The 13,475-nt window shown below is 42.5% G+C and carries 8 protein-coding genes and 1 pseudogene; 3 read left to right on the top strand and 6 right to left on the bottom strand.

The window, feature by feature from the left end; translation table 11 throughout:
- Positions 1-35: 35 nt before the first annotated feature.
- The 3 genes from QMA12_RS15360 to QMA12_RS15350 form a co-directional block, all read right to left on the bottom strand.
- A complete protein-coding gene (locus QMA12_RS15360; protein ID WP_087533431.1) occupies positions 36-1,268 on the bottom strand; it encodes a threonine/serine exporter family protein in 1,233 nt (410 codons plus the stop codon).
- Between the two features lie 116 nt (positions 1,269-1,384).
- A complete protein-coding gene (locus QMA12_RS15355; RefSeq protein WP_087533430.1) occupies positions 1,385-2,605 on the bottom strand; it encodes a glycosyltransferase family 4 protein in 1,221 nt (406 codons plus the stop codon).
- Positions 2,602-3,606: a LacI family DNA-binding transcriptional regulator gene (locus QMA12_RS15350; RefSeq protein ID WP_256827785.1), complete on the bottom strand. Its 1,005-nt coding sequence runs from the start codon at positions 3,604-3,606 to the stop codon at positions 2,602-2,604. Before QMA12_RS15350 ends, QMA12_RS15355 begins: the two co-directional genes overlap by 4 nt.
- A gap of 176 nt (positions 3,607-3,782) precedes the next feature.
- Here QMA12_RS15350 and QMA12_RS15345 point away from each other — a divergent pair, with 176 nt between their 5' ends.
- Together QMA12_RS15345 and QMA12_RS15340 are read left to right on the top strand one after the other, a co-directional pair.
- Positions 3,783-6,227: a prolyl oligopeptidase family serine peptidase gene (locus tag QMA12_RS15345; protein ID WP_290210556.1), complete on the top strand. Its 2,445-nt coding sequence runs from the start codon at positions 3,783-3,785 to the stop codon at positions 6,225-6,227.
- Positions 6,228-6,415: 188 nt separating this feature from the next.
- Positions 6,416-9,139 carry a choice-of-anchor I family protein gene (locus tag QMA12_RS15340; RefSeq protein ID WP_290210516.1) on the top strand — a complete coding sequence of 908 codons (2,724 nt, stop codon included), beginning with the start codon at positions 6,416-6,418 and terminating at the stop codon, positions 9,137-9,139.
- On the opposite strand, the gene QMA12_RS15335 is transcribed toward QMA12_RS15340, so the two are convergent.
- Positions 9,136-10,044 (bottom strand): LysR family transcriptional regulator, encoded by a 909-nt coding sequence (locus tag QMA12_RS15335; RefSeq protein ID WP_087533426.1) that lies wholly within the window; start codon positions 10,042-10,044, stop codon positions 9,136-9,138. The two genes, QMA12_RS15340 and QMA12_RS15335, sit on opposite strands and share 4 nt — an antisense overlap.
- A 121-nt stretch (positions 10,045-10,165) precedes the next feature.
- Here QMA12_RS15335 and QMA12_RS15330 point away from each other — a divergent pair, with 121 nt between their 5' ends.
- Positions 10,166-12,145: a ligand-gated channel protein gene (locus QMA12_RS15330; RefSeq protein WP_087533425.1), complete on the top strand. Its 1,980-nt coding sequence runs from the start codon at positions 10,166-10,168 to the stop codon at positions 12,143-12,145.
- Positions 12,146-12,200: 55 nt separating this feature from the next.
- Here QMA12_RS15330 and QMA12_RS15325 read toward each other — a convergent pair.
- Both QMA12_RS15325 and QMA12_RS15320 read right to left on the bottom strand, forming a co-directional pair.
- Positions 12,201-12,650: pseudogene (locus tag QMA12_RS15325) on the bottom strand (efflux RND transporter permease subunit); the annotation flags it as partial.
- 121 nt (positions 12,651-12,771) lie between these two features.
- On the bottom strand, positions 12,772-13,461 hold the full coding sequence (locus QMA12_RS15320; RefSeq protein WP_087533424.1) for a VC0807 family protein: 690 nt from the start codon (positions 13,459-13,461) through the stop codon (positions 12,772-12,774).
- Positions 13,462-13,475: the final 14 nt, after the last annotated feature.

The following is a 13,475-nucleotide window of genomic DNA, read 5'->3' as shown; positions in this document are numbered from 1 at the left end:
ACAGCGCTTAACATAGGCTAAGCGCTGGTGGGGGGTTATAAGCTCTTTTTCGGCGGGAGCGCTACATTGGCAAATATTAACCCTGCCACGAGGGACATAAATATTAAGAAGGTTTGTTGACCGATATGATCTGCAGATACAAAATCTTGCCCTTCTATTAACGAGTTTAGTCCGATATAGGTTTTGCTACCAGGTACTAATACAATCAAGCCTTGCATGGCAACAATAGAAGCCGGTGCGTTCGCGACTCGATTAAATAAGTTACTAAACACTCCCACTGAAAATGCGCCTATAAATGTACCTAAGGTATAATCTAAGTCTAAATAAATGGCTGGGCCGATACTGGTGCCATAGGCAATAAAACCAGAGGCAATTGACCACGCTGCGTGCTTTAATTTTGTTCTAAAAATAACGATTAAGCTACTACATAAAAGCAAAATTGCTAACCAAGCAGTCCATTTAGGTAACGGCTCTGGCTGGATAAAGTCGGTTTGGCCAAACATGGCAAAGCCAATTGCAATACCAATAAATGCGCCAAAGTAGAGTTTAAATAAAAGCATAAACGAGTCCATCACCCGTGCGGTACCTGACACTAAATGCCGCGCAGCAAGCTCTGCTAAGCCAAGTGCCAGTGCAAGCCCGGGTATAAACACGATAATGGCAGAGAGTACAATAAGGCGAATATTAATTTGTGCATCTATGTAAACACTAATCGCACAGGCCAGAATTGCAGAAATAATTGCCACAAGCGGCTCAAGCATATGAGCAACCCGTTTCGAACGAGCCGACCAAAGTACAAATAAATATACAATAAATGTAAGTAAGCCGGACCAGATAACGTCATTCCAGCTGGTGCCCATGAGCATTGCAAATGCGCCGCCCGAAGTGGCAAAAGCAATACCTGTTAAAAGCTTATTATAGGGGTTTGGAGCTGCAAAAATAATATCCAGTTGATGATCAACCTCTTGCAAGGTTAATTCATCGTTCAGCATTTTATTTACTAGATCATCTGTATCGGCTAATGAGCCTAAGTCGTGATCGCCTGGATCAACCCGTGCTACATGAGTGTATTCATCTTCATGACCGTCAGTCCAAATCACAAAGGTGACAGATGTAGGCGACATAACAAACGATGATTTTAAGCCAAGGTAGGTTGCCACTTCCATTAAATGTGCTTCAAGGCGGTACGCAGGCGTACCGTATTTATGAAGCATTTTGCCAAGCTTTACGATAAATTTGCGTTTTTCAGTAAACGTTGCGGTTTTCAAATGAGTTTTGAACCAAAATTTAAATTATTCAGTTAAAAAATATAGACAATACAGCTTAAATTGCCCAGTTATTTGGCGGCGATTTTAAACACAAATTTGTTCCTGTCTAGCTTTTTTTACTTGTTTTTTGCTTCTATCCATTGTGCCATATATTGAGTACTGCGCATGGTATGGTGTTTAAGCATTTGGCCGGTAAAATTACTTTCTCTGTGTTGTATTAAGTTGCTTTCAATAGCCACAATTTTATTTATTAAATTAGCTGCTAGTTGTGCTTTATCATAATGAGCGCTTAGCAGTGAATGGGCATTTTTTTGTGCGTTTAAAAACTGGAGTGGATCTTGGTAAAGTGCCACTGCTGCAGCTGCAAAACGTTGAGGATCATTTTCAATTACACCTGGCCAAGGTAATTCGCCATGCATTCCTTCACTACCAACTGTTGTGGTGAGACTGGGCGTTTGCATGATCATCGCTTCTAATAATTTACCTTTAATACCGGCACCAAAGCGCAGTGGTGATAAACAAATTCGGGCATCTTCCATAACGGTATAGGCGTCCGCTGCCCAGCCCTTAATTAAAAAGCCTGTTTTAGGGTTATTGAGTGCGGTTGCTTTGGGTGGCGGGTAAGAACCATAAATGTGCAGCTCTGCTTTTGGTAGCTGTTTTCGTATCAGTGGCCAAATTTGCTGTAAATATAATACTGCATCCCAATTTGGCGCATGACGAAAGTTGCCAATAGTCATAAAGTGTTGGCGCTCTTCAAATGTCTTGGTTTTAGCTGGCAATGCAGATAAATCGACCATAAAGGGTAAATGATGTAATAGCTGATTGTCGACTTTAAATACATCTGCAAGCAGTTGCATTTCAAAACTAGAAATAATGAGGCTTAAATCACAGCGTAAAATGGCGGCAATTTCACGCTTAGCAATATCTGAATGTAAATCACTGTGGCTAAATTCGCGATTGCCTTTGTGAGCTTCGTGGCGCGCGTTACGTAGGCATTGTAAGTCTTCTGTATCGAGAATTTTAAGGGCATTAGGACAGTGCTTATCTACGCGCCAGCCAAATTGTTCTTCCATCATAAAGCGGTCAAACATTACGATATCTGGCGCATAAGCTGTCACGTATTCATCAAAGCTACTGCAATTGAGTGCTATCACCTGACTACTAATACCGTACTCTTCTAGGTTTTCCATGTGCTCAGTTTTTTGTGCTGGGCTGGCAAACTCTACTTGCCAATTTTGTGACTTAAATGCCTTAAGCAGCGACATCATATGGGTACCAGCAGCTGAGGAATTTGGCTCAGGCCAAACATAGCCAATAACTAATACTTTTTTCATTTACTTGAATCTCTAATTTGTAAGCTTACATCTACCAAGGTGCGTACGGGGGCCGCGGTATTATTTAACAGCTCCTGTAGGGTATGGCAGGTGCGTTTGCCAATCTCATGTGCATCAATAGCCACAGTGCTTAATGAAGGCGACATAAGTTTTGAATCAGCAAGGTCGTCAAATCCGACTACTTTTATGTCTTTGCCTACGCTGAGTCCGTGTTGTCCGATAGCTTCTATGACGCCGTAAGCAATGACATCATTGAAACAAATCACTGCTTTTATATGAGGGGCTAATTTATATAGTTGGTTAAAAGCATCTCTACCGCCTTGCCGATTGGTTACTGCTTTAATGACTGGTTGGGTGTTAATGTTAAATTTTTCTAGTGCAGACAAAAAACCATTTAGGCGCTCGTGGTAGTCAGAAATATCGTCGGTACCGCCTAAAAATGCGATGTCGGTGATCCCCTGCTCAAGAATATGCGTTGTCGCTAGGTGAGTGCCTTTTTTGTTGTCAGGTAAAATAGTTGGCGCACGACTATATGGTACTTCTCGCATAATATTGATAACAGGAAAGTTATGTTGAATTAGCTCATCTAGCCATACTTGCTCAGTCCCCGGTGCCGGGCACATTATAAATGCTGCTACGTTGTACTCTTTGAGGTTTTTAACAACTTGTTGTTGGCGTTGATAGCTCTCTGCTGTATTCACCAACATAGGCAACATACCCATAGCGTATAAATGCTCTTCAAGCCCGACAGCAAGCTGAGCTGCGAACGGGTTTGTTAGGTCGTTAATAATTACCGCGACTAAGTTTGAGCGCTTGCTTCGCAGTGCGGCAGCGTCACGATTATAGACATAACCTAGCTTATCAATTGCCTGTAGTACCTTTTCTTTGCGTTTATCGCTGACTTTGTCACTTTGCGTAAGCACTAATGAGACAGTCGATTTTGATACTTCAGCTTCTTTGGCTACATCAAAAATTGTGACTTTATTGGTTTTATTTTTCATTCATCATTATACAAGAGTCAACATAATAGCTAAGTTTAACGTAAACAGACTGATAAAGTCATTAAAGCTGTGTTTTAGCTGCTATACGAATGATTTATAGGCTAATCAAGGTAAAGCCTTTATGAATGTACCGAAACATGTTTTACTTATCTAATAACAATTAAAAAGGAAAAATGATGAAGGCTTTTTCGCTTTTTTTAGCCCTTGCCGTGACATTTGGGGCCACAACCCCAACCCATGCTGAGCAAGGCTATCAAACTCCCTCTAATGATTTAGCTGCGTTAGTTGATGCTAAGCTTGCGCCAAGCAGTTATTTATCTTCGGATGGTCAATGGCTTGCGCTATTTGATCGAAAACGCATAGAGTCACTTGATGATCTAGCCAAAGAAGAGTTTAAACTTGCGGGTGTAAAGCTCAACCCTGCTAATTTTTCACGCTCTCGCGAACGCACCAAGTTTACAAGCTTGTCTTTAAAGCATATTGAAACCGGTGCTGTGGTTACTGTTACTAATTTACCTGCGGGTGTGATCCGCTCGCCGAAGTGGTCATCTGACGGACAATACCTTGCTTTTATTGTCGAGCAGCCACAGAAGGCTAATTTATGGGTGTATAACACTCAAACAAAACTGGCCCGCCAGCTTGCAGATGTTGCTTTAAACTCGGTTTTAACCAGTAGCCCTTATACATGGTTACCCGATAGCACCGCAATTGTAGCTAACGCAGCGGTGAATATTGGTAAGCCAAGGCTAACTAACGACAGCCAAAATATCGTTCCGATCATTCAGCAAAGTAAGGGTGAAAAAGCGCCAGCACGTACTTATCAGAACTTGTTGACTAGTCCGTTTGATGAGCAACAATTTAAATTTTATGGGCAAGGGCAACTAACTTATATTCCACTTAGTGGTGTAGCGCGAGCAATTGGCAAGCCGGCTTTATTTAAGTCGTTCTCTGTTTCACCTGACTCGACGAATCTACTGGTAGCCAGTATAGATGAGCCCTTTTCTTATCAAGTACCGTACAGTCGGTTTGCAACCACTTGGCAAATTCGGGGAATGCGAGGTTATACGCTAATGGAGCTGGTTAAACAGCCCCTTGCAGATAATATTCCGCAAGGTTATGACAGTGTACGAACAGGCCGTCGTGATTTTGAATGGCGAGCAGATCAAGGCGCAGAAGTCATTTGGGCCGAGGCGCAAGATGGCGGTGATATGAAAACCGATGTGCCGCATCATGATTATATTTATTCTTTACGTGCGCCTTTTAAACGAGAGCCAAAACTGTTTGCTAAAGTTGAGCGACGTTTTGCTGGCATTGAGTGGGCTAATCAAAATGTGGCTATGTTAAGAGATTGGCGCTTTAGTGATCGCCAAGTACGCACTTTTGTAATTCAACCGCGTAACGCTGATAGAAACAGAGTGTTGTTTTCACAGCGAAGCTATAATGATGCCTATAAAAATCCAGGCAGTGCAATCTATGAACGTAATGATTTAGGCAGCAGCGTCATTAAAGTGGTTGGTGGTCGTTATATTTTCTTACGCGGCAATGGTGCATCTGAGCAAGGGAATGTGCCGTTTTTAGACCAATACGATATTAAAACGAATACGACAAAACGTTTATGGCAATCTAAAGCTCCTTATTATGAACGTGTGCGTGCCATGCTTGATGATGAAGGTGAGCGATTAATCACTATCCGTGAGTCAAAAACAGAGCAGCCAAACTTTTTTATTCGTGATTTAGATGACGATACACTGACTCAGCTAACAACTTTTGAGCACCCATACCCAGCATTTAAAGGAGTTACAAAAGAGCTTGTGCGTTATAAACGTGACGATGGTGTTGAATTAACAGGCACGCTTTATTTACCCTCTGGTTATGATAAAACCCAAGGTACTTTACCTGTGCTAATGTGGGCTTACCCGCTTGAATATAAAGATAAAGCAGTTGCCTCTCAAGTACGTGAATCACCTTATGCGTTTACCTATGTTGGTTATTGGGGACCCATGCCATATCTTGCTAAAGGTATTGCGGTGTTTGATGATCCGAAAATGCCCATCGTAGGCGTAGAGGGTAAAGAGCCAAATGACCTATTTAGAAAGCAGCTAGTATCAAGTGCGCAAGCTGCTGTGAATGTTCTAGTTGAAAAAGGCATTGCCGATAAAGACAAAATTGCTATTGCAGGGCACTCGTATGGTGCATTTATGGTAGCAAATTTGTTAGCACACAGTGATTTATTTAAAACCGGTATTGCCCGAAGTGGTGCTTATAACCGTACCCTGACACCCTTTGGTTTTCAAGGTGAAGAGCGTGATTTTTGGCAAGCACAAGATGTGTATGCAGCGATGTCGCCATTTTTTCATGCTGAAAAAATTAACGAACCAATGTTAATGATCCATGGGCAAGAAGATCCAAATTCGGGTACATTCCCAATGCAAAGTGAACGTATGTACGCAGCACTTAAAGGCTTAGGTAAAGAGGCTCGCTTGGTTATGCTACCTTATGAGGCGCATGGTTATAAAGCGCGTAAGAGCTTATTGCATGTACTTTGGGAGCAAGAGCAATGGCTTGAAAAGTACTTATTAAGTGATGGAGGTACAGCTGAGTCAGCTACACCTGGTGAGTGATTTAGTCTAATTTCAATTAAAAAACGCGGTTCAATATCGCGTTTTTTGTCCCTCTTTGTAAAGTATCTTTCATAATAATGTAACTAACCTGTTACCTAGGCGCCATGTAAATGGCATCTAACTGTCAAAATTCTTCCTTATTGTAGCTGCTCTTAAAATAATAATTTTGTACTTACCAAGGAAATAAGATGAAATTAAAACCACTTGTGGGCAGTCTACTAATGCTCGGCGCTTTATCTGGCTGTGATCTCGATAATAATAATGATATGGACCCAGCACGATATCAGTTAATGCTCGAAATTACGCCGCAAAGTGCGGGTAATGTTGTGATTTCACCTGAGCGTGAAGATTACGAAGAAAATGCGATTGTTATGTTAACGGCTCAGGCTGCAGAGGGTTATGAGTTTGTATCATGGACGGGTGATATTGGCAGCGCTGATTATGACACCCCGTCGCTTACATTAACGATGGATAGTCATAAAGATATTACAGCGACATTTAGCGCTGTTGTGATGCCTGAAGAGGGTGATATTGTTATCAATGAGTTGCGCTCAACAGGTGGTGGCTATGATTATATTGAGCTTTACAATACGTCAGATGAAGCATTTACCTTTGATGCTAACTGGGCAGTAAACGATATTAAAGGTTTTTCAGAAGATAAAGAACCTGGAGTTAAAATCCCGCAAGGCACAGTCATTGAAGCCGGTGGCTTTTTAGTGATTGCAGTGGATCAAACAAGTGTACCGTTTGATGCGCCTGCGGGCACGATTGCCGCCAGTGAAGGTGACACCGATTTTGGTTTAGGTAAAGGTGATACCGCGTTACTTGTTCATAATAATGAGATTGTACAAAGCATAAACTACAATGATGGTAGCCATGTTGAAACTTGGGGCCGCTTACCAGATGGTGGTGCTTGGCATAGCCAAGATGAAGCACTAGAAGCCACTCCAGGTTCAGCCAATAAACTTCCTGATGTGGTCGAGGGAGCAACGGCTGCAGATATCGTAATTAACGAAGTGGTGTCAAAAGGCCGTGATGACGCCGATTTCGATTACGTCGAACTTTACAACAAATCATCAGAACCATTTGTATTTAGTGAAAATGAGTGGGAATTAGTTGATTTAGACCGTGAGGCCAATAACGAAGCGGGCATGACCATTCCTGCCGGTACTGAAATCCCTGGGCATGGTTTTATTGTGCTAATACCGGACATGGTCGAAGGGGCTGCGCTACCAAATGGTGCGCCTGCAAATGCAATATTTAACAATAATGAAGACTTTGGGTTAGGTAAAGGCGAAACAATTAAGCTTAAATACCAAGGTGAAGTACATGAGCAGGTAAGCTACGGCGATTTCCATGTAAACAGTTATGGTCGCTTCCCTGATGGTATGGACTTTATTGATTTAGATGAAGGTAATGCACCACAGCTTTATGCCAGCCCAGGTCGTAAAAATTTTGCCACACCAGCCACTGTTGCTACGGCAACGACTCTTAACTTTACCGCGTTTAATAACCAAGAAGTTGAGCTGGAAAGCAAAGGGTTCCGTGTGTTTGGTAAAGATGCTGATTTAGCCACCGACGTGGAGCCTGAGTACATTGCAGTATCAGCAGATTCAGCAACAGCTTGGGTGTCATTACAAGAAAATAATGGCCTTGCGAAAGTTGATTTAGTGGGCATGAGCATTACTGATATCTTTGCGCTAGGTCTTAAAGATTACGGTGTAGTTGGCAACGAAATTGATGCCAGTGATAAAGATGATGTAATTAACTTACAAACACGTGCAAATGTGGTTGGTATGTATCAACCAGACGGTATCGCAACGTTTGCACAAGACGGCACTCACTACGTATTGACCGCAAATGAAGGGGACGTGCGCGATTGGTTCACTAACTTTGAAGAAGGTGAGAAAGTTGCTGACGTGATACTCGACGGTTCAGTTTTCACCGATGCCTCTATGCTACAAACCGATGCTGAATTGGGTCGTTTATTAGTTTCGCAATATGTTGATTCTGATAGTGCAGCTTCAAGTCATAATAAATTACATAGTTTTGGTGCTCGTTCATTCTCTATTTACAATGGTGATACCGGTGAGCAAGTCTTTGATAGTGGATCATCATTAGCGATTGAAGCGCAAAAAGCGGGTGTGTATCCAGATGACCGCAGTGATGCGAAAGGCACTGAGCCAGAAAGTATAACAACGGGGATGGTCGGTGATAAGCGTTATGCCTTTATTGCGCTTGAGCGTGCTGATGCGGTTGCTGTTTATGATATTACAGACGTGAATGCGGTATCATTTGTACAAATGCTGGTAACACAAGATGATGATGCACCAGAGGGGGTTCTATTTATAGCGGCTGCGCAAAGCCCTACAGGTAACTCGCAACTTGTGGTATCAAACGAAGACAGCGGCAATATTACTGTTTATTCTGAAAACAGCGAAGGTAAGTTTGATTTTACATCACGTTTATTACTGGAAGGTGGTGAAGGTGCTGCAGAAATTACAGCTTATGATGAACTAACTAAACGCTTATTTGTAGTTAATAACGGCAGTTTACTTAGTGCACCGCGTATTGAAGTGGTTGATTTTGCTAATCCGGCCACCATTGCTACTTTAGCTACCATCGATATCAGCTACTATGGTGCGGGTGTAAATTCAGTGGCAGTATCAAGCGGAAAACTTGCCGCTGCGATCGAGTCAGGCGTGAAAACGGATACTGGCGTTGTTGCTATGTTTAACACCAGTAGTTATGAGCTTGAAATGATAGCTGCAGTCGGAGCGCTGCCAGACATGGTAACGTTCAGTCCAGATGGTAAATTAATCATCACCGCCGATGAAGGCGAACCGAGTGAAGATTACAAGATTGATCCTCTTGGTTCCGTATCGATAATTGAGTTAAAACCAGTAAATTAATTTTTACTGGCTTTTACTAACGAAAGAGCCGCAAAACTTGCTTTTAATAAGGCAATTGCGGCTTTCGTTTTCGCAGCTAAAATATCCCGCGCAGGCGTGACTGCAAACACACTGTAATGGGGGAGTTGCCAATCGGTACACAAAGGTTTTAATTCACCTGAATGTAATAAACTACGCACTTCCGGCTCGGGTAAAATGGCGTAGCCAACACCATCACATACTAGTTGAATGATGCTTTGCATATTGTTTACGGTGATCCGTGCTGCGGGCAATGTAACGCTTTGTTTAGTTGCTTTATGTGTCAGCGCATATTCAGCGCTTATGTGTGCAATGCGTGGCATTTTTGTTAATTGCTCAATATCGTTACTGATCTCATTGGCTAACAGGTGGCTGTGGTGCACACATAACACTAAAGGCCAGTCAACTAAGTGCCTTGCGATTAAGTTCGAGTCTTGCAAAGGGCCAATCGCAATGGCTAAATCAGCGCCGGCTTTTATCATATCAATAGGTTCGTCAGACAAGCTGAGTTGAATATCAATATCCTCGTATTGGCTGATTAATTGCTGTAGTGGTGCACTTAACAGCCCGCCGCCAAAGCCCACCGGTGCCACTAACTTTAATCGGCCACTGGGGTTATTTTGTAAGTGCTGTAACTGCTGCGACGCAGATTCACTCAGGGCCAGCATCTTGATACAGCTTTGATAATACAGCTCGCCTGCTTCGGTGAGTGTGAGCACCCGCGGACTGCGATTGAACAAGCTTAAACCTAACTCATGCTCAAGTTGCTTTATTTGTTGGCTTACAGCAGAGGTGGTCATCATTAACTCTTGTGCTGCACTACTCATATTCCCTGTTTCCACTGTGCGTGCGAACACATTGAGCGCCTTTAGTAATTTCCCATTCATAACTTTAAGTCCTGCTTAACATAGCTTTAAGAATTCACACGTTGAGAACGAGGGAACTTCTGATTAATATCGCAAACGCTAATTATTATCATTTATAAGACAGAAGTCACGGAGAATCATCATGAATACGGTAAGCCGTAAATTTATACCGTTAACTGCAGCAATTTTAAGCGCTTTGAGTGTGTCAGCCCATGCGGATGATGCAAAGCAAGATATGGAAGTGATTGTGGTATCAGCATCTGGCAGTGAACAAATGCTCAAAGAGGCACCAGCCAGTATTAGCGTGATAGACAGAGTACAGCTCGAGAAACGTTTTTATCGAGATTTAACCGATGCATTAACCGACGTGCCCGGTGTTGTTGTCACTGGCGGCGGCGATAGAAAAGACATTAGTCTGCGCGGCATGGCGAGTCAATATACCTTAATTCTAATTGATGGGCAGCGGCAGACATCTCGCGAAACTCGCCCAAACAGTGATGGACCGGGTGTCGAAGGTGCATGGACACCCCCGATCTCCGCAATTGAACGCATTGAGGTTATTCGCGGTCCGATGTCATCGCTTTATGGCTCTGATGCTATTGGTGGGGTGATCAATATTATTACCCGTAAAACACCAGAGCAATGGTATGGCGAAGTACGCCTTGATAGCACAATTCAAGAGCGTAATGAGTCGGGTAATATTAATCAAGGTAGCTTTTTTACTGCGGGCGGCTTAATTCCTGAGTTACTCGGTGTGCAGTTCTCTGGGCAATTTTCCAAACGAGATGAAGATGATTTTCCGACAGGTTATAGAGGCAAAGAGCAAAGCAACCTTAAGGCTAAATTTATTTTAACCCCTACAGATAACCATGAAATTATGCTTGAGCTGGGCACTGGGAATCAAACCATTGATGCTACTTTAGGTAAAACGATAGAGCCACTCGCTCCTGGTGAATCTTGTGGGCGCCGTGGTTGTCCAGAATCATCAACGAGCGAATATGAACAACAAACATTTTCACTCAGTCATAATGGCTTTTACGATTTTGGCTCTTCTCGTAGCTACTTAAAATACGATAAGTTCGACAACACCTCCCGTGAAATGTTTGTTGAAAACACCGACGTGCAAACTAGCTGGACCTTGCCAGTTATTAGCGATCATAATGCTACGGTAGGCGCGGCGTATTTAAAAGAACTACTGGATGATTACACCAGCAATAAAATTAGTGACTTAACACACATTGAGAATGAACAGTGGTCTATCTTTGCAGAAGATGAATGGAGTGCTACTAAAACATTTAAGTTAACGACAGGACTTAGATACGATCACGATGGTAACTTCGCTGGCCATTGGAGTCCTCGCTTATATGGCGTTTATTCAGCAACTAATGATTTCACAATTAAAGGTGGTATCTCAACAGGCTACAGAGCGCCAAATATTCGTCAATCAACGCCAGATTGGGGGCAAGTAAGTCGAGGTGGTAATATTTATGGTAATGCGGATTTAAGCCCAGAAAAGTCCGTTAACTATGAAATGGGGGTTTACTATGATGTTAGCCGCGATCTCAATGTCTCAAGTACCGTGTTTTATAATCAGTTTGATGACAAAATTACCCGTATTGCTTGCCCGTTAACACAATGCACCGATGGTCCAAATCAGTTTGGCTCAATGCCAACGACATATATAAATGTTGATGAAGCGGTTACGCAAGGCTTTGAATTTACGCTGTCGTATGACATCAGCAGTGATATCGACGTCAGGGCAAATTACACTTACACCGATTCCGAGCAAAAATCGGGTAAGTACAAAGGCAGCCCGTTAAATCAGTTACCTAAACATATATTGCAAACGTCCTTAAATTGGCAACCGAGCGATACATTTGGCAGCTGGTTACGTGTGCATTATCGCGGTGAAGAAAGCCAACCAACAACCGGGCCATCGCAAAGTAGCCTTATTGCACCGGATTATACTTTGGCGGATATCGGTGGTAACTATAGCTTAACCAACAGGGTAAAGCTTGGCTTTGGTGTGTATAACATTTTCGATAAAGCCATCACTGAGGATGAGTACGGTTATGTTGAAGACGGCCGCCGTTATTGGGCGTCACTGAGCTGGGAGTTTTAAGTAATTTAACATAAACAAGGCCTCAATTGAGGCCTTGTTTAGTTCGAGTGAATGCTTATTTACAGTGCAACTTTCGTTTTGATAGTAAATAATAAGCGATAGGTACAAAATAAAATGACAGCATAGTAGTTAGCACTGTACCGCCAGCAATCGCGATTGCAAACGGTGGCCAAAAGCCTCCACCGGCTAAAATCAGCGGTAAAAAGCCACCCACCGTAGTAATAGTTGTTGAACTGATATGGCGAGAGCAAGTCATGACCGCGGCAATGATCTTGTTTTTATCGGTTAAAGCACTGGTTGCGTTAAGTTCGGATAAAATAACGATCGCAGCGTTAATTGCCAGCCCCATTAAACCTAATAAGCCGATGATCACGGTAAAACCGAAAGGGTAGTCTGCAATGTATACACTTAATAAGCCAAGCATCGCCGCTTGCAAGGCGTTGACTAAAATTAATGCTGTGGTAGTAAACGAATTAAATGACATCACCAGTACGGTGATCAATAGATTGGAAACTATGCCACGCACTTGGCCATGCAAAAGCCGACGACCTTCCGCCGGCAGAATACGTTGCAGATTGCGTAATGCGATTTATTAAAATGTATCGCTAAGACTTTTGACCAACCACTTACTGCAAAATAAAGTCATCTATAGGCTGCTTAGTGAGTTTACCTATTTGCATAAAGGTAAAAATAATCGCGCCTACGAGTAACACCATCGTTGGTGCAACAATGACCGGATAACTTAACCATGTCATACGACCCAGCTCTTCGGCATAGGCGGTAGTTCCCGGCATACTGACTACAATGGCTTTTGCTAAAAAGTAATTTAAGGTTGCTGATAAAAAGAATGCACTGGCGACAATAAACCCAGCTAAACGCATTTTTGCATCAAATACGGCGGTGTTGTTTTGTTGCGCTAGTGACTGAGTTAGTTTTTCTATGTCTAACAACTCAGGGTTAATTAATAACTTGCGGATGAGCGGGTAGGGAGTGTACTGGCTGATCAACACAATAATGCCAATAATTCCAGGCACCATAGCTTCTTTTATCGCAATGTACTGTGGGTCAAGCTCAAATAAACTAATACCGCCAGTAAGTAGTACACTGATAATTCCCAAAATAGAGAAAAAGTTAACTTTGCCGGATTGCTTTAGCTCCCATAAACCAAATAATAGTGGAAAAGCCAAGGCTACAACAACAGCCCAAACGGGACCTAGTGTGTCAGGAGTACTAAAACGGCTTAAAATTACCGCAGGTAAAATAATATTAAAAATAAGATTACTGAAAAAATTACTTTTCTTTTTAGGTGCTGTCATTGCTTACATTTAAT

The sequence above is a fragment of the Pseudoalteromonas sp. APC 3893 genome, from assembly GCF_030408095.1.
Classification (GTDB): domain Bacteria; phylum Pseudomonadota; class Gammaproteobacteria; order Enterobacterales; family Alteromonadaceae; genus Pseudoalteromonas.
This window is presented reverse-complemented; position numbering and strand designations above follow the sequence as displayed.

Coding starts and splice junctions, on each gene's coding strand:
- QMA12_RS15355 (WP_087533430.1), bottom strand. CDS start 2,605: ATGAAAAAAGTATTAGTTATTGGCTATGTTTGGCCTGAGCCAAATTCC.
- QMA12_RS15350 (WP_256827785.1), bottom strand. CDS start 3,606: ATGAAAAATAAAACCAATAAAGTCACAATTTTTGATGTAGCCAAAGAA.
- QMA12_RS15345 (WP_290210556.1), top strand. CDS start 3,783: ATGAAGGCTTTTTCGCTTTTTTTAGCCCTTGCCGTGACATTTGGGGCC.
- QMA12_RS15340 (WP_290210516.1), top strand. CDS start 6,416: ATGAAATTAAAACCACTTGTGGGCAGTCTACTAATGCTCGGCGCTTTA.
- QMA12_RS15335 (WP_087533426.1), bottom strand. CDS start 10,044: ATGAATGGGAAATTACTAAAGGCGCTCAATGTGTTCGCACGCACAGTG.
- QMA12_RS15330 (WP_087533425.1), top strand. CDS start 10,166: ATGAATACGGTAAGCCGTAAATTTATACCGTTAACTGCAGCAATTTTA.
- QMA12_RS15320 (WP_087533424.1), bottom strand. CDS start 13,461: ATGACAGCACCTAAAAAGAAAAGTAATTTTTTCAGTAATCTTATTTTT.